Annotated in this window: 24 protein-coding genes; 21 read left to right on the top strand and 3 right to left on the bottom strand. The window is 53.6% G+C overall.

Annotated elements, in window-relative coordinates:
- From ABIB59_RS01050 to astE, 12 genes are all read left to right on the top strand, one after another.
- Complete coding sequence (locus tag ABIB59_RS01050; protein WP_041851641.1) at positions 1-882, top strand: ABC transporter permease; 882 nt, start codon at positions 1-3, stop codon at positions 880-882.
- On the top strand, positions 882-1667 hold the full coding sequence (locus ABIB59_RS01045; protein WP_041851640.1) for an ABC transporter ATP-binding protein: 786 nt from the start codon (positions 882-884) through the stop codon (positions 1665-1667). The genes ABIB59_RS01050 and ABIB59_RS01045 overlap by 1 nt, the downstream gene beginning before the upstream one ends.
- A gap of 115 nt (positions 1668-1782) precedes the next feature.
- Positions 1783-3333 carry a histidine ammonia-lyase gene (gene hutH, locus ABIB59_RS01040; RefSeq protein WP_071195385.1) on the top strand — a complete coding sequence of 517 codons (1551 nt, stop codon included), beginning with the start codon at positions 1783-1785 and terminating at the stop codon, positions 3331-3333.
- Between the two features lie 42 nt (positions 3334-3375).
- The gene (gene hutU / locus ABIB59_RS01035; protein ID WP_041851638.1) at positions 3376-5058 is read left to right on the top strand and encodes a urocanate hydratase; all 1683 of its coding nucleotides are present in this window, start codon (positions 3376-3378) and stop codon (positions 5056-5058) included.
- Between the two features lie 56 nt (positions 5059-5114).
- Positions 5115-6281: a histidinol-phosphate transaminase gene (gene hisC / locus ABIB59_RS01030; RefSeq protein ID WP_354033695.1), complete on the top strand. Its 1167-nt coding sequence runs from the start codon at positions 5115-5117 to the stop codon at positions 6279-6281.
- Positions 6278-7426 (top strand): alpha-hydroxy acid oxidase, encoded by a 1149-nt coding sequence (locus ABIB59_RS01025; protein ID WP_041851637.1) that lies wholly within the window; start codon positions 6278-6280, stop codon positions 7424-7426. Before hisC ends, ABIB59_RS01025 begins: the two co-directional genes overlap by 4 nt.
- 40 nt (positions 7427-7466) lie before the next feature.
- Entirely contained in the window at positions 7467-8552 is a 1086-nt protein-coding gene (locus ABIB59_RS01020; protein WP_317077318.1) for an iron-containing alcohol dehydrogenase family protein, read from the top strand.
- A 402-nt stretch (positions 8553-8954) separates the two neighbouring features.
- Positions 8955-10175 (top strand): succinylornithine/acetylornithine transaminase, encoded by a 1221-nt coding sequence (gene astC, locus ABIB59_RS01015; protein ID WP_103245551.1) that lies wholly within the window; start codon positions 8955-8957, stop codon positions 10173-10175.
- Positions 10172-11206 carry an arginine N-succinyltransferase gene (gene astA, locus ABIB59_RS01010; RefSeq protein ID WP_354033692.1) on the top strand — a complete coding sequence of 345 codons (1035 nt, stop codon included), beginning with the start codon at positions 10172-10174 and terminating at the stop codon, positions 11204-11206. The genes astC and astA overlap by 4 nt, the downstream gene beginning before the upstream one ends.
- Positions 11203-12678, top strand: coding sequence for a succinylglutamate-semialdehyde dehydrogenase (astD, locus tag ABIB59_RS01005; RefSeq protein ID WP_165158425.1), 1476 nt, complete (start codon positions 11203-11205; stop codon positions 12676-12678). Before astA ends, astD begins: the two co-directional genes overlap by 4 nt.
- A complete protein-coding gene (gene astB / locus ABIB59_RS01000; RefSeq protein WP_079496484.1) occupies positions 12678-14003 on the top strand; it encodes an N-succinylarginine dihydrolase in 1326 nt (441 codons plus the stop codon). Before astD ends, astB begins: the two co-directional genes overlap by 1 nt.
- 11 nt (positions 14004-14014) lie before the next feature.
- On the top strand, positions 14015-14980 hold the full coding sequence (gene astE / locus ABIB59_RS00995; RefSeq protein ID WP_108701111.1) for a succinylglutamate desuccinylase: 966 nt from the start codon (positions 14015-14017) through the stop codon (positions 14978-14980).
- Positions 14981-15059: 79 nt separating this feature from the next.
- Here astE and ABIB59_RS00990 read toward each other — a convergent pair whose 3' ends face one another.
- Complete coding sequence (locus tag ABIB59_RS00990; RefSeq protein WP_354033689.1) at positions 15060-17099, bottom strand: glycosyltransferase family 9 protein; 2040 nt, start codon at positions 17097-17099, stop codon at positions 15060-15062.
- Between the two features lie 207 nt (positions 17100-17306).
- Here ABIB59_RS00990 and ABIB59_RS00985 point away from each other — a divergent pair, with 207 nt between their 5' ends.
- From ABIB59_RS00985 to ves, 3 genes are all read left to right on the top strand, one after another.
- The gene (locus tag ABIB59_RS00985; RefSeq protein WP_079496486.1) at positions 17307-18080 is read left to right on the top strand and encodes an FkbM family methyltransferase; all 774 of its coding nucleotides are present in this window, start codon (positions 17307-17309) and stop codon (positions 18078-18080) included.
- Positions 18081-18529: 449 nt separating this feature from the next.
- Positions 18530-19000 carry an ATP-independent periplasmic protein-refolding chaperone Spy gene (spy, locus tag ABIB59_RS00980; RefSeq protein ID WP_354033687.1) on the top strand — a complete coding sequence of 157 codons (471 nt, stop codon included), beginning with the start codon at positions 18530-18532 and terminating at the stop codon, positions 18998-19000.
- Between the two features lie 309 nt (positions 19001-19309).
- On the top strand, positions 19310-19867 hold the full coding sequence (ves, locus tag ABIB59_RS00975) for an environmental stress-induced protein Ves (RefSeq protein ID WP_354034143.1): 558 nt from the start codon (positions 19310-19312) through the stop codon (positions 19865-19867).
- Here the strand turns inward: ves and cho are convergent.
- Together cho and nadE are read right to left on the bottom strand one after the other, a co-directional pair.
- Positions 19861-20727 (bottom strand): excinuclease Cho, encoded by an 867-nt coding sequence (gene cho, locus ABIB59_RS00970; RefSeq protein WP_223886969.1) that lies wholly within the window; start codon positions 20725-20727, stop codon positions 19861-19863. The two genes, ves and cho, sit on opposite strands and share 7 nt — an antisense overlap.
- A gap of 84 nt (positions 20728-20811) precedes the next feature.
- Positions 20812-21642 carry an NAD(+) synthase gene (gene nadE / locus ABIB59_RS00965; protein WP_041851626.1) on the bottom strand — a complete coding sequence of 277 codons (831 nt, stop codon included), beginning with the start codon at positions 21640-21642 and terminating at the stop codon, positions 20812-20814.
- Positions 21643-21895: 253 nt separating this feature from the next.
- On the opposite strand from nadE, the gene osmE reads away from it, so the two are divergent.
- From osmE to ABIB59_RS00935, 6 genes are all read left to right on the top strand, one after another.
- Positions 21896-22237 carry an osmotically-inducible lipoprotein OsmE gene (osmE, locus tag ABIB59_RS00960; protein WP_354033685.1) on the top strand — a complete coding sequence of 114 codons (342 nt, stop codon included), beginning with the start codon at positions 21896-21898 and terminating at the stop codon, positions 22235-22237.
- A gap of 277 nt (positions 22238-22514) precedes the next feature.
- The gene (locus ABIB59_RS00955) at positions 22515-22832 is read left to right on the top strand and encodes a PTS sugar transporter subunit IIB (RefSeq protein WP_041851624.1); all 318 of its coding nucleotides are present in this window, start codon (positions 22515-22517) and stop codon (positions 22830-22832) included.
- Positions 22833-22911: 79 nt separating this feature from the next.
- Positions 22912-24270, top strand: coding sequence for a PTS N,N'-diacetylchitobiose transporter subunit IIC (chbC, locus tag ABIB59_RS00950; protein WP_071195376.1), 1359 nt, complete (start codon positions 22912-22914; stop codon positions 24268-24270).
- Between the two features lie 51 nt (positions 24271-24321).
- Positions 24322-24666, top strand: coding sequence for a PTS N,N'-diacetylchitobiose transporter subunit IIA (gene chbA / locus ABIB59_RS00945; RefSeq protein WP_071195375.1), 345 nt, complete (start codon positions 24322-24324; stop codon positions 24664-24666).
- A gap of 21 nt (positions 24667-24687) precedes the next feature.
- Positions 24688-25524: a transcriptional regulator ChbR gene (chbR, locus tag ABIB59_RS00940; RefSeq protein WP_041851621.1), complete on the top strand. Its 837-nt coding sequence runs from the start codon at positions 24688-24690 to the stop codon at positions 25522-25524.
- A gap of 100 nt (positions 25525-25624) precedes the next feature.
- Complete coding sequence (locus ABIB59_RS00935) at positions 25625-26971, top strand: 6-phospho-beta-glucosidase (protein WP_317077324.1); 1347 nt, start codon at positions 25625-25627, stop codon at positions 26969-26971.
- The last annotated feature ends 2 nt before the right edge of the window (positions 26972-26973 follow it).

The raw sequence follows: 26973 nt of genomic DNA, 5'->3' as shown, positions 1-26973 counted from the left end.
ATGAATAGTCCTGTCAGTCAGGCCGCGGACTACGCCAGCAAGACCACGACAGACTTACGCGAGCCGGCTCCCCTGCCGGCAAGCAAAAAGGTCTGGCATAACCCGATGATGGTGCCATTACGCCCCGTTGCGCCCCGTCATCGCTGGTTTCTGGGCTTCTGCTTCTTTGTGCTGTTTTTCGCCTTGTGGGCGCTGGTGACCTTTACCGGCCTGGTGGCACCGACCTTCCTCGCAAGCCCCGCCAGCATGGTGCAGGAAGGGGTATTACTGTTTACCGATTTCGATTTCACCACCGATATCGGCATGACGGTAATGCGCGTACTGGGTGGATTTGTCCTGGCCTGCGTTATCGCCGTGCCGCTGGGCATCTGGATGGGCTCGTACAAGCTTATCGAAGCCTTCTTCGAGCCGTTTGTCTCGTTTTGCCGCTATCTGCCAGCCTCCGCGTTTGTGCCTCTTTTGATCCTGTGGGCCGGCATTGGTGAAATGCAGAAGATCCTGGTGATTTTTATTGGCTCTTTCTTCCAGATAACCCTGATGGTCGCTGTCGCCGTAGGTGCCGCGCGTCGCGATCTGGTCGAAGCGGCCTACACGCTGGGGGCGACCAATAAAAGCGTGGTGCGTCGGGTGATTATTCCCGGTGCGGCACCGGAAATCGCCGAACTTTTGCGTCTGGTGCTCGGCTGGGCCTGGACCTACGTCATCGTGGCGGAGCTTATCGGTTCATCCAGCGGGATAGGCCATATGATTGTCAACAGCCAGGCGTTACTCAACACCGGGCAGATGATCTTCGGCATTATCGTCATTGGCTGTATCGGCTTGCTCTCCGACCTGTTGTTTAAAGCGGTCAACCGCCGCCTGTTTGTATGGAGCTCTCTGTAATGAACTATCCGAAGCTCAGCGTTCGCCAGGTAGAGCGTGTTTTCACTGGCCCGAAAGGTGAAAAAACCCAGGCACTATTGCCGGTGGATTATCAGGTCAATGAGAACGATTTTATTACCATTCTCGGTCCTTCCGGCTGCGGCAAATCGACGCTGCTGCGTATTGTCGCCGGGCTGGATCAGCCGACACGCGGTGAAGTCTGGCTGGATGGGGAGCTGGTCGATGGCCCCGGTGCGGATCGCGGCATGGTGTTCCAGAGCTATACGCTGTTCCCCTGGCTGACCGTTGAGCAAAATATCCGCTTCGGCTTACAGGAGCGAGGCGTGAGTAAAGCGGCGCAAAAGGAGCGCAGCGACTACTTTATTAATAAGGTCGGTTTGCGCGGCTTTGAGCATCACTTCCCACGGCAACTGTCAGGTGGCATGCAGCAACGTACGGCTATTGCCCGTGCGCTGGCGAATGACCCGAAAGTTTTGCTGATGGATGAACCCTTCGGCGCGCTCGATAACCAGACGCGCGTGATGATGCAGGAGTTACTGCTGTCAATATGGGAGTCATCGCGCAAGACGGTGCTGTTTGTGACGCACGATATTGATGAAGCCATTTTTATGGCCAATAAAGTGGCAATTTTCAGCGCCCGGCCGGGGAGAATCAAAACCGAAGTGGCGGTCAACTTCCCGCACCCGCGTGATTACACCTTAAAGACATCGCCGGAGTTTATGACGCTCAAAGCGCGGATAACGGAAGAGATCCGTACCGAAACGCTGCAAACCCTGGATCATTGATCGCTATTTTTTGCGTCGTGTTGCCACTTTTTTGTCAGGTTGTGCGTAAGCACCCGGTGGGCCGAGTCCTGACCGGGTATATTTTCAGCTCTACTTGTATATACAGGAATAGATTATGGCTCCTTCATCCACCGGTTTCACCCTTTGCCGCCTGCAGCCTGGTCATGTTGATCTGCCGATGCTGCGCCAGATTTATCAGGGCAATGTTCATCTCGCGCTGGCGGAAGAGGCCCGTGCCGATGTGCTGGCCTCTCAGGAGACGGTCACCCGCATTGTGGCATCGGGGGAAGTGGTGTACGGCATCAATACCGGGTTCGGCAAGCTGGCGCAAACCCGTATTCCGGCCGAGCGCCTGGCGGAATTACAGCGCAATCTGGTGCTGTCGCACAGCGTGGGGACGGGTAAATATCTGGCGGATAACATCGTACGCCTGGTGATGGCAACCAAAATCCTCAGCCTGTCACGTGGGCATTCCGGCATTCGCATTGAAGTCATTGATGCCCTGATAACCCTCTTCAATGCCGGGGTCTATCCCTGCATTCCCGAAAAAGGCTCGGTGGGCGCCTCCGGCGATTTAGCCCCGCTGGCGCATCTGTCTCTGATGCTGATTGGCGAAGGCACGGTGACGGTGCAGGGCAACACCCTGTCTGCGGTGGAAGGTCTGGCAAGCGCGGGGATACGCCCGTTCGAACTCGGGCCGAAAGAGGGGCTGGCGCTGCTTAACGGTACCCAGGTGTCGACCTCCCTCGCGCTGTCGGGACTGTTTGAGGCAGAACGCGTCTTTTCCGCCGGGCTGGTGGCTGGCGCACTGTCGCTGGAAGCCATTAAAGGTTCTGTTAAACCGTTGGACCCGCGTATCCATGAAGCCCGCGGACAGCAAGGGCAGATTGCCGTGGCGGCAGCGCTGAGCAAAATTCTTGCCGGGAGCGAGATTGTGACCTCCCATGCGGCCTGTGGCCGCGTACAGGATCCGTACTCCATCCGCTGTGTGCCGCAGGTGATGGGGGCGTGCCTTGATAACTTACATCACGCCGCCCGCATTTTGCGCATTGAAGCCAATGCTGCGTCCGATAATCCACTGGTGTTTGCGGAAAACGGCGACGTGATTTCCGGCGGCAATTTCCACGCCGAACCGGTCGCCTTCGCCGCGGACATTATCGCGCTGGCGGTCGCTGAGATCGGGGCGATATCGGAGCGCCGTATGGCGCTGTTGCTGGATACGGGATTATCCGGTTTGCCGCCGTTCCTGGTACGCGACGGCGGCGTGAACTCCGGCTTTATGATTGCTCAGGTCACCGCCGCCGCGCTGGCCTCAGAAAACAAATCGCTGGCCCATCCGGGAAGCGTCGATAGCCTGCCTACCTCAGCCAATCAGGAAGACCATGTCTCAATGGCGACCTACGCCGCGCGTCGCCTGGGGGATATGTGTTTTAACACCAGCGTTGTGGTTGGCATTGAAGCCATGGCCGCCGCGCAAGGGGTGGATTTCCATCGTCCGCTGCAAAGCTCAAATACCCTGGAAAACGAAATGCAGGCGATCCGCCAGAACGTTGCGTTCCTTGAAAAGGACCGCCTGATGTCACCGGACGTCGAGATGATGCGTCTGTGGGCCTCCCGCGAACACTGGCCCGCAGAAATCGAAGCGCTGTTGCCAAGCTTCGCCTGATAACGCTGTGCAAAAAATTCAAATTTAGAGAAGGAAATGAACATGAATGCGCCACACAAAAATGCCGAAGCCCGCGTTGTCCGTGCTCCCCAGGGGAGCGAACTGAGCTGCCAGAACTGGCTGATCGAAGCGGCCTACCGCATGATTCAGAACAACCTCGATCCGGATGTCGCCGAGCGGCCGGAAGATCTGGTGGTTTATGGCGGTATCGGCAAAGCGGCCCGCAACTGGCCCGCCTTTGAGGCGATCCTTGAGAGCCTGCGCAAGCTGCGGGAAGACGAAACGCTGCTGGTACAGTCGGGGAAACCAGTCGGTGTTTTTCGTACCCATACCAACGCCCCGCGCGTATTGATTGCCAACTCCAATATCGTTCCCCACTGGGCGCACTGGGAACATTTTCATGAACTGGATAAAGCGGGTCTGATGATGTACGGCCAGATGACCGCCGGTTCATGGATATACATCGGTGCGCAGGGCATTGTGCAGGGCACCTACGAAACCTTCGCTGAAGCGGGCCGCCAGCATTACAACGGCAGCCTGCGCGGTAAGTGGATTTTAACCGCCGGGCTGGGCGGTATGGGCGGCGCACAGCCGCTGGCAGGGGTGCTGGCGGGCGCGTGCGTGCTGGCGATTGAGTGCCAGGAATCGCGCATCGATTTCCGTCTGCGTACGCGCTATCTCGACTACAAAACCAACAGCCTCGACGAGGCTCTGGCGATGATTGAAAAAGCCTGCGCCGAGAACAAAGCCATCTCCGTTGGCCTGCTGGGTAACGCCGCCGAACTGATGCCCCAACTGGCGGCGCGGGCGAAAGCAGGCGGTTTGCGCCCGGATATCGTGACCGATCAGACCTCGGCGCACGATCCGCTCAACGGTTATCTGCCGGAGGGGTGGAGCCTGGAAAAATGGCAGCAGGCGCGCCAGTCTGACCCGCAGTCGGTGGTGAAAGCGGCCCGCGCCTCCATGGCGAAACACGTGCAGGCGATGCTCGATTTCCACGCGATGGGGATCCCGACCGTCGATTACGGCAACAATATTCGCCAGGTTGCCAAAGAGGAAGGGGTGACCAATGCCTTTGATTTCCCCGGATTCGTTCCTGCTTATATTCGCCCGCTCTTCTGCGAGGGTAAAGGCCCCTTCCGCTGGGTAGCGCTCTCCGGCGACCCGGAAGATATCTACAAGACCGACGCCAAGCTGAAAGAGCTCTTCCCGGATAACGCCAATCTCATTAACTGGCTGGATATGGCGCGCGAGCGCATTGCGTTCCAGGGGCTGCCTGCACGTATCTGCTGGCTTGGCCTGGGGGAACGCCATCTTGCTGGTCTGGCCTTTAACGAAATGGTGCGCAATGGTGAATTAAAAGCGCCGATTGTGATTGGCCGTGACCATCTGGATACCGGCTCTGTGGCTTCGCCAAACCGTGAAACAGAAGCGATGAAAGACGGTTCCGATGCAGTTTCCGACTGGCCGCTACTCAATGCGCTGCTCAATACCGCCGGTGGCGCGACCTGGGTCAGCCTGCACCACGGCGGCGGTGTGGGGATGGGCTTCTCTCAGCACGCCGGGATGGTCATTGTCTGTGATGGCAGCGAAGAGGCGGATGAGCGGCTGGCGCGCGTGCTGTGGAATGACCCGGCTACCGGTGTTATGCGCCACGCGGACGCGGGCTATGAACAGGCAAAAGCCTGCGCGCAGCGTAACCACCTGAATTTACCCATGATCTGATGATGAATGCCGGACAGGCCGTTCGCGGTTATCCGGCTTTTCCCGAAGGGGGAGTAATGGCTTCAGATGTCGCAGTTTCCGACCCGCTTTTTGCGTTACAACACCAGACGCTCAACAACCTTGCCCGCCCTACGGCACGTAGCCTGGGGCTGTATAACGCCGGGCTGTCGGCAGAGGCGGTACGACAGCAATATGGCGTAACGCATATTGCCAAACTGGCCAGTAATGAAAACCCGTCAGGCGCCAGCCCGCAGGTGGTATCGGCTTTACAGAAGGATGCCGGTTTTAGCGCGGTCTATTCCGATGCCGCCAGCGGCCAATTGCGTGATGCGCTGGCGAACTATACCGGTGTGAGCGCCGATAAGATTGTCACCGGCAATGGTTCAGAAGACATCCTGCATATGCTGGCGCTGGCTTTTCTTAACCCTGGCGACCGCGTTGTCACGCTGATCCCTTCCTTTGGCCTGCACGAGATTTTCCCGCGCATGATGGGGGCAGATGTGACCCTGGTCGGGGTGGATCAACACCAGCAGTTTGATGTTGTGGCCTGGGAGCAGGCGCTCTCCACGCCCGCGAAAATGGTCATTTTCAGCAATCCGTCAAACCCCGTGGGGTGCATGCTCGACAAAGACGGTTTTGCCCGCGTCATTGCCGCCGCGCCACAGGAGTGTGTGCTGGTCATTGATGAAGCCTATTTCGAATATTGCCAGGACGACCCGGATTATCCCGACAGTCTGGCAGTGCTGGCGGCGCAGTCGCGCCCGTGGATCGTGCTGCGGACCTTTTCGAAGGCTTATGGCCTGGCGGGGCTGCGCGTGGGCTATGGCTTAGCCAGTCATCCTGAACTGGTCAATCTGCTCAACCGCGTGCGTACGCCCTTTAATATTAACCGCGCGGCGCAGGCGGCAGCGGTGGCGGCGATAGGCGACCAGGCGCATGTGAAAGCGAGCGTTGCTCTGGTGCGCGTGCTGCGGAAGCGCATGGCCGCAGAGCTTACAGGGCTGGGGTTTTACGTAGCGCCCTCTCATGCCAATTTCCTTTTCTTTGACTGTGGACGGCCCAGCGGCGAGATGGCGCAGCAGTTGTTGCGCTATGGCGTCATCATCAAGCCGTGGCGGGAGCCAGGCTATGAGCAGTGGATCCGGGTGTCGATTGGCAACGAAGAGGATAATCAGCAGTTTATCGACGCCCTGAAAGCGATCCTCGCGCAGGGGGCGGCGTGAAACGACCGGCACTGAATATCGAAGAATTGCGCCATCGCGCCAGACGGGCGCTACCGCGTTTTGCTTTTAGTTATCTGGAAGGGGGCGCGGATGACGAGCAAACGTTGCGCGATAACCGCAGTGTCTTTGCCCGCTGGCGTTTTATTCCCCCGGTACTCAACGAGGCGAGCGAACGCGATCTCGCGGTCACCCTCTTTGGGCAGAAACTGGCGGCGCCGCTGCTGATTGCCCCTACCGGTTATAACGGCATGTTACGTTATGGTGCCGATGCGATGCTCGCGCGTGTCGCCAGAGATGCCGGGATTGGCTATATCCAGAGCACCGTCTCGACTGCAGCGATTGAGGAGATCGCCGCTGAAAATCTGCCTCAACACTGGTTTCAGCTCTATGTACTTAAAGACCGCACGGTCACCCTGGGGCTACTTGCCCGTGCAAAAGCGGCAGGCTGCACCACGCTGGTGGTCTCCGTTGATGCGGTACATTTCGGCAATCGTGAAAAAGATAAACGCAATTACCGCCGCCCGATGAAGCTCTCCCTTTCCAGTTTGTTTGATATCGCGTTACATCCGGCCTGGGTCTGGCGCACCATCCGGCCTGCGGGGGTACCGGGGTTTGGTAACTTAACGCCTTATGTCCCGGCGGATAAACAGCGGGGCGCCGGGGGCGCCAGTTATTTTGCCGGGCAAATGGATACGCGCCTGACCTGGGAGACGCTGGCGTGGATCCGCAGCCAGTGGTCGGGGCCGCTGCTGGTGAAAGGTATTCTCGCGCCGGATGACGCAACCCGTGCTTTTGCCACAGGCGCCGATGGCATTGTGCTGTCTAACCACGGCGGGCGTCAACTGGATGGTTCAGTGAGCGCCATGGAGGTGCTACCCGAGATTCGCCGCCGCTGCGGGACGGAGGCCACAATCCTTATCGACAGCGGTTTTCGCCGTGGTACTGACGTGGTGAAAGCACTGGCGCTGGGGGCAAACGGGGTGTTACTCGGGCGGCCAATGCTCTATGGCGTGGCCGCTGACGGTGAGGCCGGGGCGAAGCAGGCTCTGGCGCTGATTTTGCAGGAAGTTGACCGCACCCTGGCACAGTTGGGATGTACGTCTATTGCCCGCTTAGGGCCACATTTGCTGCGTCCTCAATCCTGACAGAGAAGGGGGCTGGTTTGTTTATCACGGAGAGTCAATTATGCAGGCACTGAATATCATCTTCCCGGCGCAAATTTTACGTGGCGCAGGCGTTATCAACCGCCTTGGCGGGGTGTGCGCCGCGTTAGGCAAACGCGCACTTGTCATTGGCGGGCATGCCGGGCTGGCAGCGGTGGACACACAGATTCGCCATCAACTGGCGGCCTCTGCGGTCGAACTGGTGGGCCTGGAGTGGTTTGGCGGTGTGTGCAGCGAAGAGAATATCCAGCGCCTGGCCCACCAGGTCGAGGTGACAGGGGCGGATCTGGTGATAGGCGTCGGCGGCGGCAAAGCACTTGATACCAGTAAAGCCGTTGCGGTACAGACGCATGTGCCGGTTGTTACCATTCCTACCATTGCAGCGACCTGTGCGGCCGTGACGCCATTGACCATTCGTTATCACGCCAATGGCCATTTTCGCGATCTTTTCCCCTTAGCGCAGGCGCCCGCTGCGGTTATTATCGACAGCGAAATTCTGGCCACCGCGCCGCTGCGCTGGCTGGCGGCGGGCCTTGGCGACACGCTGGCAAAATGGTACGAATTCCGTGCGATCAGCGTGCGGCATCAGAACCACAGCGGCGTCGCGCAGGCTTCCAGCGCCAACAGCCGTATCTGTTATGACCTGATTAAGGCCCACGGACCTGCCGCCTGCGACGCCGTGCGGGCAGGCAAACCCAACGCCGCGCTGGAACAGGTGCTGGATGCCATATTTATGTTTGCCGGGCTGACATCGCTGATGAGCAGCGGTGCGCATGCTGCCGCCGCCCATGCGATTTATGAAGGCTTTACGGTCTGTGATAAAACCCGCGAATTTGGTCATGGGCTCCTGGTGGGCTTTGGCAACCTGTGTCTGCTGGCGCTGGAAAATCGTAGTGATGACGAATTACTTGAGGCGGTACGTCTGGCGCATGCCTGTGCGGTACCGCTGCGTCTGAGTGATATTGCCGCGCTTGATACCGGTGAGCTTGAGCAAATTGTGCAAATGTCATTGCATGCCCCGGATATGAAAAATATGCCGGATAACGTTACCGCACAGGCGCTCTACCAGGCGATTGCGCGCGTCGAAGCGATGGCAGAGCAAGTTTGATTTAAGAACCTATTACGTCATAGCACTCAAAAAGCTGGCAACGAAGCCGGCTTTTTTTGTTCTGTTGAACAGGATAATTGCCCCATGGCAGTGCGTGATGCCCCAAATTGTCGCAGGATTTACCGATAAATTTCGCAGACGATCACAGATCCAGAATTATATTTTATCGCTGCATAATCTTTCTGATTTTCCCTCCGCCATCCAGACTTCATCTAATATTATTCACTTTTTATGCAATTTAAGTGAATAGCGACAGGTTTTAACTTATTGATATTTCGTTGTCAGGCCGCCTTTATGCATTTTGATGGCTGGCTGGCACGCCCTGTGCAATATACATTTACAGCGTAAATACTCATATTTTTTAACATATATTCAACCAATTATTTACCGGATGAGGTCGCTATGTCACAGTCAATTACGCGTGAGAACTTTGATGAATGGATGATGCCTGTGTACGCGCCAGCGCCTTTCATTCCGGTCCGTGGCGAGGGTTCGCGCCTTTGGGACCAGAACGATAAAGAGTACATCGACTTTGCAGGTGGCATCGCCGTTAATGCGCTGGGCCATGCCCATCCCGCGTTATGCAAAGCGTTGAGCGAGCAGGCTTCGCGCTTCTGGCATACCGGAAACGGCTATACCAATGAGCCGGTATTACGTCTGGCAAAACGCTTAATCGACGCCACGTTTGCTGAGAAAGTCTTTTTCTGTAACTCCGGGGCAGAAGCCAATGAAGCGGCGCTGAAACTGGCGCGCAAATATGCTCACGATACCTATGGCGGCAAGAAAACCGGCATTGTGGCGTTCAAAAACGCTTTCCATGGTCGCACGCTGTTTACCGTAAGTGCAGGCGGTCAGCCTGCCTACTCGCAGGATTTTGCCCCTTTACCCCCGGATATCGCCCATGCCCCGTACAACGACCTGGCGGCGGCCAGTGCGCTTATCAATGACGATACCTGTGCGGTGATTGTTGAGCCGATGCAGGGTGAGGGCGGCGTGGTGCCGGCCAGCACCGCGTTCTTACAGGGGCTGCGTGAGCTGTGCGATCGCCATAATGCGCTGCTGATTTTCGATGAGGTACAAACAGGCGTCGGGCGTACCGGCGAACTTTATGCGTATATGCACTATGGCGTAACGCCTGATGTGCTGACCACCGCCAAAGCGCTGGGCGGCGGTTTCCCGGTAGCGGCGATGCTGGCTCGTGAGAAATATGCCCGCGTGATGACCGTTGGCACCCACGGTACGACCTACGGCGGTAACCCGCTTGCCTCTGCGGTTGCCGGTGCGGTACTGGATATTGTGAACACCCGTCAGACGCTGGATGGCGTCAAACAGCGCCACCAGTGGTTTAACGAACAGTTGCAGGCTATTAATGCGCGCTGCGGCCTGTTCCGTGAAATTCGCGGTCTGGGGCTATTGATTGGCTGCGAACTCAACGCTGAATACGCTGGAAAAGCGAAACAGATTTCGCAACTGGCCGCCACTGAGGGCGTCATGGTGCTGATTGCCGGGGCAAATGTGTTGCGTTTCGCGCCTGCGCTCAATATTAGCGAAGATGAAGTCTCTCGCGGGCTGGCACGCTTTGGTATCGCCTGCGATAAATTCCTTGCGGGGTGTCCATCATGATGGTGATTCGTCCTGTTGAGCACGACGATCTTCCGGCGTTGATGGCGCTGGCTGGAAAAACAGGCGGGGGTTTGACCTCGCTGCCTGCGGACGAAGCCACGCTCTCTGCGCGCATCGAGCGCGCCCTGAAAACCTGGCGCGGGGAGCTGGCGAAAAGCGAACAGGGGTATGTGTTTGTCCTTGAAGTCGTAGAGACCGGCGAAGTGGCCGGGATCTGCGCCATTGAGGTCGCCGTGGGCCTCAACGACCCCTGGTATAACTACCGCGTCGGCACGCTGGTCCATGCCTCAAAAGAGCTTAACGTTTATAACGCGCTCCCCACGCTGTTCCTCAGCAATGACCATACGGGCAGTAGCGAACTTTGCACCTTATTTCTCGACCCGGCCTGGCGCAAAGAGGGCAATGGTTATCTGCTTTCTAAATCGCGTTTTATGTTTATGGCCGCTTTCCGCGATCGCTTTAACGAAAAAGTGGTGGCCGAGATGCGCGGGGTCATCGATGAAACCGGTTATTCACCGTTCTGGGAGAGTCTTGGCAAGCGCTTCTTTTCAATGGAATTTGCTCGTGCGGATTACCTGTGCGGCACCGGGCAGAAGGCGTTTATCGCCGAACTGATGCCGAAGCACCCCATCTACACCGATTTTCTCTCGCCCGAGGCGCAAGCGGTGATTGGTCAGGTACACCCGCAAACCGCGCCAGCCCGCGCGGTACTGGAGAAAGAAGGTTTTCGCTACTGCAACTATGTCGACATTTTCGACGGCGGGCCAACCCTTGAGTGCGACATTGATCGCGTTCGCGCAATCCGTAAAAGCCGACTGGTGGAGGTGGTACAAGGAGAGCCTGTGCCTGGGGAATGGCCTGCCTGCATGGTAGCCAACGAGCAATATCATCAATTCAGATCCATGCTTATCTATGCCGACCCGGCAACGGAACAGCTGGTGCTGAGCGCTGCACAACTTGATGCTCTTAAATGTCATCCGGGCGACAAAGTGCGCCTGGTACGCCTGTGCGCAGAGGATAAAAAATCATGACGCAATGGATTAACGGTGAGTGGATTGCGGGGCTGGGTGCCCGACGCATCAAAACGAACCCGGTCAGTAACGAAACGCTGTGGCAGGGTAATGATGCCGATGCTTCTCAGGTCGGTTTAGCCTGCGAGGCGGCACGCGCCGCGTTTCCGGCCTGGGCAAAACTGGCGTTTAGCCAGCGTCAGGCGATTGTTGAAAAATTTGCCGGACTGCTGGAAGCCAACAAAGCCGCATTAACTGAGATTATCGCCCGCGAAACGGGGAAACCGCGCTGGGAAGCGACCACGGAAATCACGGCGATGATCAATAAAGCCGCCATTTCGGTAAAAGCGTATCACGCGCGGACCGGCACTCAGCACACAGAGATGCCGGACGGCGCAGCCACGCTGCGCCATCGCCCTCATGGCGTTCTGGCGGTGTTTGGCCCCTACAATTTCCCGGGACATCTCCCCAACGGGCATATTATTCCGGCCCTGCTGGCGGGAAATACCCTGATTTTCAAACCCAGCGAGCTGACGCCGTGGACCGGCGAGGCGGTGGTCAAACTGTGGGAAGAGGCGGGGTTACCGCCGGGCGTGTTGAACCTGGTGCAGGGGGGACGGGAGACCGGCCAGGCGCTAAGTGCCCTGGAAGGCATTGACGGTCTGCTCTTTACCGGCAGCGCCAATACCGGTTTCCAGTTGCATCGCCAGCTTGCCGGGCAGCCGGAGAAGATCCTGGCCCTTGAGATGGGCGGCAACAATCCGCTGATTGTTGAAGACCCGGCGGATCTTGACGCAGCCGTCCATCTGACCCTCCAATCGGCGTTTATCACCGCCGGGCAGCGTTGTACCTGCGCGCGTCGTCTGCTGGTCAAACGGGGCGAAGCGGGGGATGCGTTTTTGCGCCGTCTGGTGGAGGTCTCCTCACGGCTGACACCTGCGGCCTGGGATGCGGATCCGCAGCCCTTCTTTGGCGGGCTGATTTCGGAACAAGCGGCACAGCATGTCTGGCAGGCCTGGCAGGGCCACATCGAACGTGGCGGTAAAACCTTGCTTGAACCTCGTCTGCTGCAGCCCGGCACCTCACTGCTGAGCCCAGGCATTGTTGAGATGTCGGAGGCGCAGAATGTGCCGGATGAAGAGGTCTTTGGGCCGTTGCTCTGTGTCTGGCGGTATGACGACTTTGACGAGGCCATCACGCTGGCAAACAACACGCGTTACGGGCTGGCCTGTGGTTTGATTTCGCCGGACCGTGAACAGTTCGACCAGTTGCTGCTGGAGGCGCGGGCCGGGATCGTCAACTGGAACAAACCGCTCACCGGCGCCGCGAGTACCGCGCCATTTGGTGGAGTGGGCGCCTCAGGCAACCATCGCGCCAGCGCCTGGTATGCCGCCGATTACTGCGCCTGGCCTATGGCGAGCCTTGAATCGGCAGAGCTGGCCTTGCCGCAATCGCTCAGTCCGGGGCTTGATTTCAGCCGGGAGGAGAGGTGATGAAAGCGCGGGAAGTCAATTTCGATGGTCTGGTGGGCCTGACGCACCATTATGCCGGACTGTCGTTCGGTAACGAGGCGTCGACGAAACACCGTCACCAGGTTTCTAACCCGAAGCTTGCGGCAAAGCAGGGGCTGTTAAAGATGAAAGCGCTGGCGGATGCCGGTTTTGTGCAGGCCGTGATCCCACCGCAGGAGAGGCCGAACATCCCGGTCCTGCGCCAGTTGGGTTTTAGCGGAAGTGATGAGCAGGTGGTGGAAAAAGCCGCTGCGCATTCACCGCATCTGCTTTCTGCCGTCAGCTCTGCATCATCCATGTGGGTGGCGAATGCGGCAACGGTCTGCCCCTCTGCCGATGCGCTCGACGGGCGGGTGCATCTGACGGTGGCTAACCTCAATAACAAATTTCACCGGGCCATCGAAGCGCCGACCACCGAAGCGGTGCTAAAAGCCATCTTCCGCGATGAGCGTAAGTTTGCCGTGCATCCCGCATTGCCGCAGGTGGCCATGTTTGGCGATGAAGGGGCGGCTAACCATAATCGTCTTGGGGGCGACTATGGCGAGCCGGGTGTTCAGTTGTTTGTTTATGGCCGTGAAGAGGGCAGCAACGCCGCACCAGGGCGCTATCCCGCCCGTCAGACGCTGGAAGCCAGCCAGGCGGTCGCGCGGCTTAATCAGGTCTGCCCACGACAGGTTATCTTCGCCCAGCAAAATCCTGCTGTTATCGATCAGGGCGTCTTCCATAATGATGTTATCGCGGTATCAAACCGACAGGTGCTTTTCTGCCATGAGCAGGCTTTTTTGCATCAACAGGCGTTGTTTAGCCAGTTGCGTGCGCGGGTGCCGGGGTTTATGGCGCTGGAGGTGCCCGACGCTGAGGTATCCGTCAGCGATGCGGTACAAACATATCTGTTTAACAGTCAGTTGCTGAGCCGCGAAGATGGCAGCATGGTGCTCATATTGCCTCAGGAATCCCGCGAGCATCCGGGCGTCTGGCGCTATTTGACCACGCTGCTGGAGCAAGACAACCCCATCAGCGAGATCAAGGTGTTTGATCTGCGTGAAAGTATGTCTAATGGCGGCGGCCCGGCCTGTTTGCGCCTGCGCGTCGTTCTGACGGACGAAGAGGCACGTGCGGTAAATCCGGCAGTGATGATGAATGATGTGCTGTTCCGCGCACTAAATGAGTGGATTGAGCGTTATTATCGTGACAGGTTAACGCAGGCCGATCTGGCTGATCCGATGCTATTACGGGAGAGCCGGGAAGCACTGGATACGTTGACGCAAATGTTGAGATTAGGTTCCGTTTATCCCTTCCAGCAGTGACAGGAGGCCGTATGGACAATTTTCTCGCAATGACGCTGTCAGGTGAAATGCCCCGCAGGACGGTGGGTGAGGCTGGCGCGATCCACTGGTTATGGCATGAACAGGGCGTTCTGGAGTTAGTGCCCCCAAAGCCAGTAAAGCGCTCTCTGGTGCTTTCCTGCGCGATTCACGGCAATGAAACCGCGCCAGTGGAGATGCTGGATGGTCTGTTAAAACAGCTCCTGAACGGGACGCTGGCCTTAAGCTGGCGCTTGCTGATCATTATCGGTAACCCGCAGGCGCTGGGACAGAATAAACGTTTTCTGCGCAGCGACCTTAACCGCATGTTTGGCGCGCGCTGGCAAGGTTTTCCGGCCAGTGATGAGACGATTCGCGCCGCACAACTAGAACGGGCCGTCACCCATTTTTACGCCGAAGATGATGAAGATCGCTGGCACCTTGACCTGCACACGGCGATCCGTGGTTCTCATCATGTACGTTTTGGTGTACTGCCTGCGCGTGCAGAACCCTGGGATGAAATTTTTCTCAAATGGCTGGGCGATGCCGGGCTGGAAGCGTTAGTCTTCCATCAGTCCCCGGCGGGAACCTTTACTCACTACACCTGCGAACAGTTTCAGGCCCATTCCTGTACGCTGGAGCTTGGTAAAGCGCTACCTTTTGGTGAAAATGATTTGAGCCAGTTCGAACGTACTCGCTGGGCGCTGGCGGCGTTGCTTGCTGGCGACGTGGTGCCCGAAGCGGAAAACGCACCGATACGCTATCGTGTGGTGCAGCAGTTAACACGGCGCAGTGAAGAGTTCGTGCTTTATATGTCGGACGATACGCTCAATTTTACCCCGTTTGCGGCGGGAACGTTGCTGGCAGAAGATCGCGGCGAGCGTTACGTTGTCCAGCGCGATCAGGAATATGTGCTCTTTCCTAATCCAAAGGTCGCCGTGGGGCTACGGGCGGGATTGATGCTGGAGCGCATCAGTTAGGAAAGTCGCTATCAAGAAAAACGCGCCCGGACATCACGTCGGGCGCGTTTTTTATTGCGAAGTGCTTTGCAATGATCCGTCAGGCGTTAGCCACCTGCGGAATATAGTCATCAGATTGCAGGAAGTGGTTAATCAGGTAGACCATGGTCTCTCCTGACAGGCCACGCATGCACTCATAGGTTTTGTCTTTTGGACACCATTCAGCAAAGGACACCCCGGTTGTCTCTTTGGGGTTTGTGCTCACCAGCCTGCCGCAGGGACCGTAAGCCGGACAGGCAACATCAATACCTAATGCATTCCAACCCTGAGCGCCATTCCTGAACGGTAAACGGTTTTTCGCCTCAATTTGCGAGTAAATTGAAATGATGCCGATCGAGGTCATGCCTGCAAGGGCAACCGGACCGGAATCACAGGCGATCAATAGCGCGCAATGGCGCATAAAATAGATCGTTTCCATAATTGAAAACGCATTGACTGCGGAAATAGCGTGCGGGTTGGTAATGCTCATCAGAGCACGTTTGTGGCTATTGTGCTTGTCGCTGCCAATGATAACCACCTGCCATCCCGTAGCGACCATATGATCGGTTACGGCATTCCAGCCCTCTTCGGTCCAGGTACGATTTGGCGCACCAATGTTCGGATGCACCAGCACCGTTTTGGCCGGGTTAAGGTTATGTTCTTTTATGAAGGCGTCGACACGGGTGGTATCGAGATGGCTTAAATCGAGCTTCGGCTGTAAATCGCTTTCTCGCCACTGACTTCCAAACTCATCAAGAAAGGCCAAAGACATATGTTTGGGCGCCAGAATCTGCTCCCATTTATCGAGAATGTGAATCTTATCTCGCATGCCGACTTTTTCAATGAGCTTGCTTTTCCCTTCTGTAACCGAATTCATTGGCCAGAAGTAGTCAACTGCCGGACAGGCTGACGCCATATCCTCATAAAGCTTATTGGCAATGAGCACAAATTTTTCTGTCGTTTGTGCTTTGAGCGCAGTTAAGGCACCCAATGCAAAAACAACGTCACCCATCGAGGCTGCGCAACGAAAAATACGCAGATTATCAGGCGATAAAAGCGCATCGTTATCAATAAGCTCAAGGCTTTTGGTATTGGCAAAACAGGCGAATTTACCGGTAAGTTGTTCTAAAGGCGTCTCTTCCATGCGCGGCAATGTCAAAATAACTTCATTCCCGTTCATCAAAAACATCTCAGTACATAATTCCCCGGCCATCTTCCCTGGCAGGACATTGCATCTATCAAGGAAGACGAGAGGTATCGTGTTTGCCAGATTTAAAACCTGCAAATCGTCCGGATAAATGACGCCTTTTCTACCACCCCACACGAGGAGTTTATTAATATTATTGTTGAGTGGGTTTGCGCGAAATTCGCTAATGATATTGTCGACATTTGCCTGGCAATCGCGAACGGAATAATCATTTTTAAAGATGATTAATAACGTATTGCTATCAACGAATTCCCGTGCTGTTTCGATTTCAGGGAAAGTAAAGAGTATAGTTTTTAAATTTGGGTCGGTTTCCAATGGGAAAATGGATAACCCGTCTTCAGTGAGCTGAGTCTTGTCGCTTGAGTAGTATTTGGTATCGTAAATTTTCCCAAAAGAGTAAGTGACGACAGAATTCCACCCTCTGCTTGATATAAGGTTTTCATTTGTAGTGTATATTTTATCTTGCAAGTGTTGCGCATAGGTACTGATGGCATTTTGACGTTGCGCAGCAGGCAGGGCAAGTAACGTATTACGCGTTATAATAGAAAGGGGATCATCTTCATAAATTCGTAGATGCGTTTTATTCTCAGGATAACGCGATTTGCTGAGGATCGTGCCAATATCTTCTGCATGGCCGGTACCAAAATGAAGATAAACAGAAGGGATTGATTTTTGGCTAATACCATGCAGGATGTCTTTTACGACATCTGGAAAGTTCGCGTAAGTGATATTGATAATAGTGACATTGCTTTTTTCTTTAAATTCGTCCTTGTAATCCAGTGCCTGTCTTAAAATAAATACATGTTCATCGGTATTTTTTATTGTCTGCGAAATATCACTTGCCTGCATACTGAACGCAGATGGGCTCGTTTCGATATAAAAATGGAACTTCATCTTCTCGATCCTCAATGAGCCATCCCTGACACGACTGATTTTGCCATCATTCTATTAAATTTTGATCGTAACATTCACCCTATGTTTCTAACAGACGATTAGACACGCTTTTTTTATCATGTTAGACCCATTGCTGGATCGCGCGGGCGTTAGACTCTGGTCAGGTATCATACTAAAACATATGGCAAATCAATAGCAACAGAGGGCATGATGGCTATTCCTTTTACGATTTCGATTCCCACAGTACATGGTCAAATGCTGGTTAACCGCTATGACGTCAACCAAACCAATTCGTTGATTAAAACCTGCGGCGGGCCTGATATTCTTCAAATCGACATTGCGCAACATATCTGCAACCTGGCACCTGAAAAGAGCGTCATGCTGGATATTGGCGCAAACTTTGGTTCATATGCATTAAGCTGCGCCTCGTTTTTGCAGGGTAAAGGCGGCGTGGTTCATGCTTTTGAAGCCCAACGCATCATTTCTTATATGGTGTGCGGTTCCGCTGTACTTAACGGTTATCAGAATTTGTTTGTACATCATGCCTGTGTCGGTAATGATAACACTCCGATTCCCATTCCTCGCTTTGATTATACTAAAGAAATGAACTTCGGTAGCATCGAGTTTGGTAACAGCCAGAAAGAAAAACTGCAACAGCAACGTGGTATTTCAAACGAATTCGTTAAACAAGTTCGTATCGACGATTTTAATTTTGAAAATGTATGCTTTGTTAAAATCGACGTGGAAGGGATGGAGAATAAAGTTCTTGATGGCGCGGTCGAAACTTTCCGTAAATCGATGCCGGTCCTGCAAATCGAAGTTCAAAAATCAGATCTCAAAGAAATCTTTGATAAGGTCAAAGGTATCTCTGATGAATATATTATTTCTCGCTACGGTCAATACGATATTATTTGCCTGAGTAGTGAAAAGATCGCTGCTTATGGTATGGATATTAATAACCTTGAAGTTATCCATTTATAATCAGGTCAGTCTTTAATGCCCTCTTTATGAATTGATGCTCTAAAATCGCACTCTTTTGTTGCAAGGTGGCGTAGACGCCCGATCAGTAAAAGAGTGCATTTTCTACCTTTCGCCATGCCACTGTCTGTGCATGATCCGGTTATCTGTCTATCTGCCTGGCCTTTAAGCGAACGTACATAGTGAATTGCAGATTATTCCTGTTGCATTGGCTTGTTATTATTCATCAGCACTATATAATCTCCATTATTACCTGTAAAACTCCCTGCTGTTATATTTGGTTTGCCACTCTCCTCCGTTTATCCATATTCTCTCCACAATTGCTGTAAAAATGTTTTTTACACTTTCATTGTTTTACTGATGCTCTGATTTATTGACGAATAAAACGCTAAAGTGAATATCGTCGATACGGCACACGCCGCAAGAAAACATGAATAGTAAGGAATAATATTATGCGTAAACTCACCGCTCTGTTTGTTGCCTCTACCCTGGCTCTTGGCGCTGCTAACCTGGCGCATGCTGCCGATACCACGACCGCACCGGCTGATGGCGGCCCGGCAATGCACCATAAAGGCCCACGCGGACCTCATCATGACATGATGTTCAAAGGTTTGAACCTGACGGATGCGCAGAAACAGCAGATCCGTGACATCAGGAAAGGCGAGTATGAGCAGATGCTGCAAGAACGCCGCGATATGCACAACATTATTGCCAGTGACACCTTCGATAAAGCGAAAGCAGAAGCGCAAATCGCGAAGATGGATGAGCAGCGTAAAGCGCACATTCTGGCACATCTGGAAACCCAGAACAAAATCTACAATGTTCTGACGCCGGAACAGAAAAAACAGTTTAATGCCAATTTTGAGAAGCGTCTGACAGAACGTCCGGCGCCAGAAGGTAAAATGCCACAACCTGCTGAATAATTGATTCAGCAACCCTCATCAAGACCGCCGGTCTTGCTCATAGCACGTGTTTACGTTGTGGGCAGGACTGGCGGTTTTTTCTTTTTCGCCCCCTTGTCTGCCGCCTGTATCACGGTATCCTCAACCTGCTCGTTTTGAGAAAAAATTTCCGTGTATCATTACGTTAATTTTTTACATGCTGACCACAGCATCGCTAAGGCATCCTGCTTTGCTGCCGATAATCTTTTAATGGCAGGATGGATGATAATGACACGCTGCCTTTAGAAGCAGCGGCGCGGCGCTTCCATGCTGCGCCATTCAGGAGTGATGATGGAATTCTTTGATATCCGCAAAATGCCGGTAAATCTCTGGCGTAATGGTGCAGGGGAAACCCGAGAAATTTGTTGTTTTCCGGAGGCGACGCGAGATTTCAGTTGGCGGGCAAGTATCGCATCGCTGGCCAGTAACGGTGAGTTTCCGCAATTTCCCGGCGTCGATCGTGTCATCACCCTTATTGAAGGCGGTGAAGTTACCTTAGATGCCGGCCATGAATTCTGTCACACGTTGAAAAAATTCCAGCCTTTTACGTTTCCCGGAGAACAGCCGGTTAAAGTCCAGCTTCATGAAGGGCAGATGTCGATGGATTTCAATATCATGACTCGCCGCGATCACTGTCGTGCAAAAGTGCGTATTGCGGACCGGACTTTTACCACATTTGGTACCCGTGGGGGCGTGATCTTCGTACTGAGTGGGGCATGGCAACTTGGCGATAAGCTGCTTACCGCCGATCAGGGGGCCTATTGGAGCGAAGGTCGCCAGACGCTTCGCTTGTTAAAATCAGAAGGTCAGTTACTTTGTAGCGAAATTACCTGGCTTCCCGGTCACTGAGGGAACTCACTAATCAAATATTCCCCGGACAGTAATGGCTTGCAGAGTATTTTATAACCATCGTGATCAAACCCGGCGGGCGTGCGGAGTAACTCTGCCGCCTCATCCAGATGGTTTACTGCGCCAAGCCACAGCCAGTTGTGGATGATATGGTATTGCGTCATCTGTTCACCCACTTCCTGTAAGCTAATTGGCCCGTTCCAGGGCCAGCACACCAGACGCATACGCTCCATTGCGGCCAGAAAACGGCCATCATGTTCGGCCACGGTTTCTTTACCGCAACACGCGCCTGCGCACCGGCGCAACGACGAACGAAAACAGCCGCGACCGCGGGTTAATGACTCCAGGCCAAGCAGGCCATAGCAGAGCTTTTCGTCATCGGCGATGGACTGCAAGGTTTGCAGGGCGGCGCGGCGGTTGGCGAACAGGCCGTACAGGCCGACCTCTGAGGAAAAATCCACTTCACGGGCGTAGACTACCTGTGGTTTATCGCCGTTGACTGATAATGAACAAAGCTGTCGATTGCGGCGCAGACGTTTATTAAAAAGCGGTTGTTGCTCTTTAATCAGGCGAGCTTCAAGCAGCAGGGCTCCAAGCTCACCTGCGGTACATATCCAGGTGATGCGTCGGGACTGGCGGAGCATCGCCGCTTCGTCGGGGGTACGCAAATGGGAAAGCACCCGGCTACGGATATTCACGCTTTTACCGATGTACAGGGGCATCGCGTCGCTTTCGCCATGAAAAAAATAGACGCCTGGCTGCTTTGGTAGTGCTTCCAGCCATGGACGTAAATGCTCGGGATATTCATAAATAGCCGCCGCTTCAAATTCAAGACGCGGGGCGGATTGACGCCTGTTCACTGCGGACTCCTGATACTGTTTAGATATCCAGTGTAGCAGGCTGCGGCAGGTGAAAAAAGAGGCGGCTTGCGCCGCCCCTGAGATTTATTGCTTTTTCCAGAAATCGTCGAAAACGGTGATCGGCGGGCGACGTTTATGTTCCGTCTTCACATACCAGCCTTCGATGATCTGCGCTGTACCGGCGTCGAGCGTTTTGCCTTCCAGGTAATCATCAATGTTTTCGTAGGTAACGCCGAGTGCCGCTTCATCCGGCAGAGAAGGGCGATCGTCTTCCAGGTCTGCGGTAGGGGCTTTCTTATACAGATGTTCCGGGCAACCCAGGGATGCCAGCAGTTGTTTACCCTGACGTTTGTTGAGACGGAAAATCGGGTTGATATCTGTACCGCCATCACCGTATTTGGTGAAGAAGCCGGTGACCGCTTCTGCCGCATGGTCAGTACCTACGACGACACCTTTCGTCATCCCGGCGATACTGTACTGGGCTTTCATACGCTCACGGGCTTTTTCGTTGCCGCGAATAAAATCGCTCAGCTCAATACCTGCCTCGCGCAGCGCCTGTTCGCTGGCCAGCACAGCACCTTTGATGTTTACCGTCAGCACGCGATCCGGCTTGATAAACTCAATAGCATCCTGGCAATCCTGCTCGTCAGCCTGTACGCCGTAAGGCAAACGTACGGCGATAAACTGGTAACTGGCGTCGCCGGTTTCCTGACGCAATTCGGAGATGGCGGTCTGGCAAAGCTTACCGGCCAGCGTTGAGTCCTGACCACCGCTGATCCCCAGCACCAGTGAGCGTAAAAAAGGATAGGTTTTCAGATAGGATTTGAGAAAATCTACGCTACGGCGAACTTCTTCTTCGGCGTTGATGGTCGGCTTGACGCCCAGTGCCTGAATAATTTCTTGTTGCAGAGTCATTTAACCCCTCCGTCATGTGGCCTGCTATGCAGGTAGCAAATAGGTGATGCAGCCAAATTAACCCTTTGACGGTAAAACGACAAGGATCACGAATTTGAGTGTCGCATATTACGCCGTTTTAGCAGGTTATCGTCGTTTTATTAGATTTTTCCGAAAGTTATGCCAGTCACGCAGTATAGTTGAAAAATGCAATTTTATATTCCAGGCTTAGATAACACGCTGATACACAAGCGGATAAACAAGAGGATGGAATATGAACAAGAACATCGCAGGAATTCTGGGTGCAGTGGCGGTACTGACTATGCTGGCAGGGTGTACGGCTTACGATCGCGCTAAAGATCAGGTGAGCCAGCCGGTAGTGAAAGATGTCAAAAAAGGGATGACGCGCCAGCAGGTTATGCAGGTTGCCGGTCGTCCTTCTTCCGAAGTGACCATGATCCACGCGCGTGGCACTTGCCAGACCTATATCCTGGGTCAACGTAATGGTAAAACTGAAACCTATTTCGTCGCGCTGGATGAGACGGGTCACGTGATGAACTCAGGCTACCAGACCTGTGCCGAATATGACACCGATCCGCAAGCGCCTAAGCAGTAACCTTTGATTCTCTTTGCCTGAGCAGATCTAAAACCGGCCCCTGGGCCGGTTTTTTTACGTCAGGATCTTTTTTAACGAAGCGAATTATTTGGCCGTAATGTGAAGGGAGTCATGATGCCAGGTCAATGAGAGACAATTGTGGTTTGTAGCGAATTATCCCCTCGCAGCGCGCCAACGTATACTCATTACAACATCAAAAAACAGATAACACGGCGTCTCGCCACACGGCTTAATCATTGCATTCTTCGATGATAAATGCCGCTCAAGGGAGGTTTTTATGGATAAGAAAATCATCTATTTGTTCTGCTCAGCGGGCATGTCTACCTCGTTGCTGGTGTCGAAAATGCGCGCGCAGGCAGAAAAGTATAATGTGCCGGTTATTATAGATGCTTTTCCGGAAACGCTGGCGGCAGAGAAAGGCCCGCAGGCGGATGTCGTCTTATTAGGTCCGCAAATTGCGTATATGTTGCCTGAAATTCAGCGCATTCTGCCCGATAAGCCAGTAGAAGTTATTGATTCTTTGCTTTATGGCAAAATCGATGGTTTAGCCGTTCTTAAAAGTGCCATTGCTGCCATTAAAAAAGCAGCGCTTTAAATTTTTATTTTTCCCGTCAAAGAGTAATTTCACACATTCATGCCGCAATTAACGTTGCGGCACTTAAGGGCTTATTTGTATGAATAAAGCGATCAATTCTCTGGAAAAGGTGCTGCTGCCGTTCGCGGTAAAAATAGGCAAGCAACCGCATGTCAATGCGATTAAAAATGGCTTTATTAAATTAATGCCATTAACGCTCGCCGGGGCCATGTTTGTTTTAATTAATAATGTCTTTCTTAGTTTTGGCGAAGGATCTTTTTTCTACTCTCTTGGCATTCGACTGGATGCGTCAACAATTGATTCCCTGAATGGCCTTAAAGCCATCGGCGGTAATGTCTATAACGGTACATTGGGCATTATGTCGCTGATGGCGCCTTTTTTTATTGGCATGGCGCTGGCGGAGGAACGCAAAGTTGATCCCCTTGCTGCCGGGTTGCTGGCCGTGGCGGCGTTTATGACGGTGACCCCTTATAGCGTTGGGGAGGCGTATGCGGTAGATGCCAACTGGCTCGGCGGCTCGAACATTATCTCCGGTATGTTAATTGGGCTGGTGGTCGCGGAAATGTTCGCCTTTGTTGTCCGGCGTAACTGGGTGATTAAGTTACCTGACAGCGTTCCTGCGTCGGTCTCTCGCTCCTTTTCGGCGCTGATTCCGGGCTTTGTGATCCTCTCTGTCATGGGGATTATCGCATGGGGACTGGCCGGTGCCGGAACGACCTTTCACCAGATCATTATGGACTCCATCTCTAAGCCACTGGCGGCAATGGGCGGGGTGGTTGGTTGGGCGTATGTCATCTTTACCTCGCTGCTGTGGTTCTTTGGTGTCCATGGTTCACTGGCCCTGGCCGCACTGGATAGCGGCATCATGACGCCGTGGGCGCTGGAAAACGTGGCGCTGTATACCGAATACGGTTCAGTCGATGCGGCGCTGGCCGCGGGGAAAACCTTCCATGCCTGGGCGAAACCGGTTCTTGACTCCTATATCTTCCTGGGCGGCACCGGGGCGACGCTGGGGTTAATTATCGCCATCTTTATTGCGTCCCGCCGCGCCGATCACCGCCAGGTGGCGAAGCTGGCATTGCCTTCCGGGATCTTCCAGATTAACGAACCCATGATGTTTGGCCTGCCGATTATCATGAACCCGGTGATGTTTATTCCGTTCATTCTGGTTCAGCCGTTACTGGCAGCCATCACCATGGCGGCTTATTACATGGGAATCATCCCGCCTGTCACCAATATCGCACCCTGGACCATGCCCACCGGGCTTGGGGCTTTCTTTAACACCAACGGCAGTATCGCAGCCCTGTTGCTGGCGCTGTTCAACCTCGGTGTGGCGACACTGCTCTATCTGCCGTTCGTCGTGATATCGAACAAAGCACAGAACACTATCGAAGCCGAAGAGAGCGAGGAAGATATCGCCCAGGCGTTGAAATTTTAAGGAACTTCGCCGCGGCCTGTGTACCGCCGCGGCTACAGACGAGGAGTCATCATGTTGGATTTAGATAACCTGCCGGAAACAGGCACCGACGCGGACGCCCTGGAAGAGGTCGTCATGGGGCTTATCATCAACGCGGGTCAGGCGCGAAGCCTGGCGTACAGCGCATTAAAACAAGCCAAGCAGGGGGATTTTGAGACGGCAAAAACGCTGATGGCGCAATCTCATGCCGCCCTGCATGAGGCACATCGCGTACAGACTCAGCTCATTGAAAGTGATGAAGGGCAGGGTAAGATAAAGGTAAGCCTGGTACTGGTTCACGCGCAGGATCACCTGATGACAGCCATGCTGGCGCGTGAGCTTATTGCCGAGCTGATTGAACTGCACGAGAAAATGTGACGATAAAGGAGAAGCCCGCAGATGCAGCCAGAGATAAATGCGACGGACGCGAGAATAGTCAGAGAGCAACAGCTTTTTAATGGCCGGTCTTTTCACGTGTTTATCTACAATAAAGTTGAGAGCATCAGTGGGCTGCATCAGCATGATTACTATGAATTTACGCTCGTCCTGACCGGGCGTTACTATCAGGTGATCAACGGGAAACGGGTGTTGCTGGAGCGAGGTGACTTTGTGTTTATACCCGTCGGTTCAACCCACCAGAGTTTTTATGAGTTTGGCGCAACGCGGATCCTTAATGTGGGGATCAGCCGGCAATTTTTTGATACGCATTATCTTTCGCTGGTGCCGTTTTGTTTCGTTGCCTCGCAGAGTTACCGCATCAAGGCAACCTTTCTGGCGTACATTGAATCGGTCATAGCATCGCTCAATTTTCGTGATAGTGAACTCGATGAGTTTATTGAGAATGTCACCTTCCATGTTATCAATCGCTTGCGCCATTACCGCGAGCAGCAGGAGGAAGATTGCATTCCGCAATGGTTAAAAATGACCGTAGAGGGTATGCATGACAAACACCGTTTTGCTGAAAACGCGCTGGAAAATATGGTCGCCTTGTCGGGGAAATCTCAGGAATACTTAACCAGGGCGACACAGCGTTATTATCATAAAACACCGCTGCAAATTATTAATGAAATTCGGATTAATTTTGCCCGCAAGCAGCTCGAAATTTCGAATTTCTCAATCAATGATATTGCATGGGAGGCAGGGTACAGCAGCCCCAGCTTATTTATTAAAACATTTAAACGACTGACCTCATTTACACCGGGTAGTTACCGTAAACAACTGACGAATATTTCCTGATTTGCGGGGTTCGTCCCCGCTAACAAACATCACCATTCTATAATTATCGCACTGCGGTAATGACACGGCTTGCCTTAACATCAGGCCTGAGGGAGAAAATATGACGACGAAACTGAAAATTGTCACTATCGGTGGCGGCAGCAGTTATACCCCGGAATTACTGGAAGGATTTATTCTTCGCTACCATGAATTACCCGTCAGCGAATTATGGCTGGTAGATGTGGAGGAGGGGAAACATAAGCTGGATATCATTTATGATCTTTGTTGCCGCATGGTCGACAAAGCGGGGGTGCCATTAAAAATATTTAAAACCCTTGATCGACGTGAAGCGCTGCGCGATGCGGATTTCGTTACCACACAATTCCGTATCGGCCAGCTCAAAGCACGGGAACTCGACGAGCGCATTCCGTTAAGCCATGGTTATCTTGGTCAGGAAACTAATGGTGCCGGTGGTTTGTTTAAAGGGCTACGCACTATCCCGGTGATTTTCGATATTCTTCGTGATGTGGAAGCGTTGTGCCCGCAGGCATGGGTGATCAATTTCACTAACCCGGCTGGCATGGTCACAGAAGCGGTTTATCGGCATACCAACTTCCGTCGCTTTATTGGCGTATGCAATGTCCCCATCGGCATGAAAATGTTCGTCCGTGATGTTCTGCAACTCGCCACGACTGACACGCTATCGATCGATTTATTTGGTCTGAACCACCTGGTCTTTATCAAAGATGTGCTGGTGAATGGCGAGTCGCGCTTTGCCGAATTAATGGACGGGGTCGCTTCCGGGCGTCTGGCGAAATCTTCGGTGAAGAATATTTTTGATCTACCCTTCTCGGAAGGCTTACTGCGTTCGCTCAACCTGCTGCCATGTTCCTACCTGCAATACTATTTCAAATCCAAAGAGATGCTGGGTATCGAAATGGGGGAATATTACAAAGGGGGGACGCGTGCGCAGGTGGTTCAGGAGGTCGAAAAAAATCTCTTTGAGATGTACAAAGATCCGACACTCAATGTGAAACCGAAGGCGCTGGAGATGCGCGGCGGTGCCTATTATTCCGATGCCGCTTGTGAAGTGATCAATGCGATTTTTAATGATAAGCAGACGGAGCATTACGTGAATGTGCCGCACCGGGGCTGCGTAGAAAATATCCCTGCGCAATGGGCGGTAGAAATGACCTGTCTTCTGGGGCGCGAGGGGGCGACGCCGCATCCGCGAATCACACACTTTGATGACAAGATTCTTGGGCTGATTTACACCATTAAGGGCTTTGAGATTGCTGCCAGCAACGCGGCACTGAGCGGTGAACTGAATGACATTTTGCTGGCGCTCAACCTGAATCCGTTGATCCATTCTGATAAAGACGCGGAAAAACTGGCCCGCGATATGCTGCTGGCCAATCAGCAGTGGTTACCGCGTTTTGCTACGGCAATAGCATCCTTCAAACAGTGAGG

Origin of the sequence: Citrobacter sp. UYEF32 (assembly GCF_040546205.1) — a bacterium.
Classification (GTDB): domain Bacteria; phylum Pseudomonadota; class Gammaproteobacteria; order Enterobacterales; family Enterobacteriaceae; genus Phytobacter; species Phytobacter diazotrophicus.
The sequence above is the reverse complement of the archived record's forward strand: the minus strand, read 5'-3'. Positions and strand labels throughout refer to the sequence as shown.

Coding starts and splice junctions, on each gene's coding strand:
- ABIB59_RS01050 (WP_041851641.1), top strand. CDS start 1: ATGAATAGTCCTGTCAGTCAGGCCGCGGACTACGCCAGCAAGACCACG.
- ABIB59_RS01045 (WP_041851640.1), top strand. CDS start 882: ATGAACTATCCGAAGCTCAGCGTTCGCCAGGTAGAGCGTGTTTTCACT.
- hutH (WP_071195385.1), top strand. CDS start 1,783: ATGGCTCCTTCATCCACCGGTTTCACCCTTTGCCGCCTGCAGCCTGGT.
- hutU (WP_041851638.1), top strand. CDS start 3,376: ATGAATGCGCCACACAAAAATGCCGAAGCCCGCGTTGTCCGTGCTCCC.
- hisC (WP_354033695.1), top strand. CDS start 5,115: ATGGCTTCAGATGTCGCAGTTTCCGACCCGCTTTTTGCGTTACAACAC.
- ABIB59_RS01020 (WP_317077318.1), top strand. CDS start 7,467: ATGCAGGCACTGAATATCATCTTCCCGGCGCAAATTTTACGTGGCGCA.
- astC (WP_103245551.1), top strand. CDS start 8,955: ATGTCACAGTCAATTACGCGTGAGAACTTTGATGAATGGATGATGCCT.
- astA (WP_354033692.1), top strand. CDS start 10,172: ATGATGGTGATTCGTCCTGTTGAGCACGACGATCTTCCGGCGTTGATG.
- astD (WP_165158425.1), top strand. CDS start 11,203: ATGACGCAATGGATTAACGGTGAGTGGATTGCGGGGCTGGGTGCCCGA.
- astB (WP_079496484.1), top strand. CDS start 12,678: ATGAAAGCGCGGGAAGTCAATTTCGATGGTCTGGTGGGCCTGACGCAC.
- astE (WP_108701111.1), top strand. CDS start 14,015: ATGGACAATTTTCTCGCAATGACGCTGTCAGGTGAAATGCCCCGCAGG.
- ABIB59_RS00990 (WP_354033689.1), bottom strand. CDS start 17,099: ATGAAGTTCCATTTTTATATCGAAACGAGCCCATCTGCGTTCAGTATG.
- ABIB59_RS00985 (WP_079496486.1), top strand. CDS start 17,307: ATGATGGCTATTCCTTTTACGATTTCGATTCCCACAGTACATGGTCAA.
- spy (WP_354033687.1), top strand. CDS start 18,530: ATGCGTAAACTCACCGCTCTGTTTGTTGCCTCTACCCTGGCTCTTGGC.
- ves (WP_354034143.1), top strand. CDS start 19,310: ATGGAATTCTTTGATATCCGCAAAATGCCGGTAAATCTCTGGCGTAAT.
- nadE (WP_041851626.1), bottom strand. CDS start 21,642: ATGACTCTGCAACAAGAAATTATTCAGGCACTGGGCGTCAAGCCGACC.
- osmE (WP_354033685.1), top strand. CDS start 21,896: ATGAACAAGAACATCGCAGGAATTCTGGGTGCAGTGGCGGTACTGACT.
- ABIB59_RS00955 (WP_041851624.1), top strand. CDS start 22,515: ATGGATAAGAAAATCATCTATTTGTTCTGCTCAGCGGGCATGTCTACC.
- chbC (WP_071195376.1), top strand. CDS start 22,912: ATGAATAAAGCGATCAATTCTCTGGAAAAGGTGCTGCTGCCGTTCGCG.
- chbA (WP_071195375.1), top strand. CDS start 24,322: ATGTTGGATTTAGATAACCTGCCGGAAACAGGCACCGACGCGGACGCC.
- chbR (WP_041851621.1), top strand. CDS start 24,688: ATGCAGCCAGAGATAAATGCGACGGACGCGAGAATAGTCAGAGAGCAA.
- ABIB59_RS00935 (WP_317077324.1), top strand. CDS start 25,625: ATGACGACGAAACTGAAAATTGTCACTATCGGTGGCGGCAGCAGTTAT.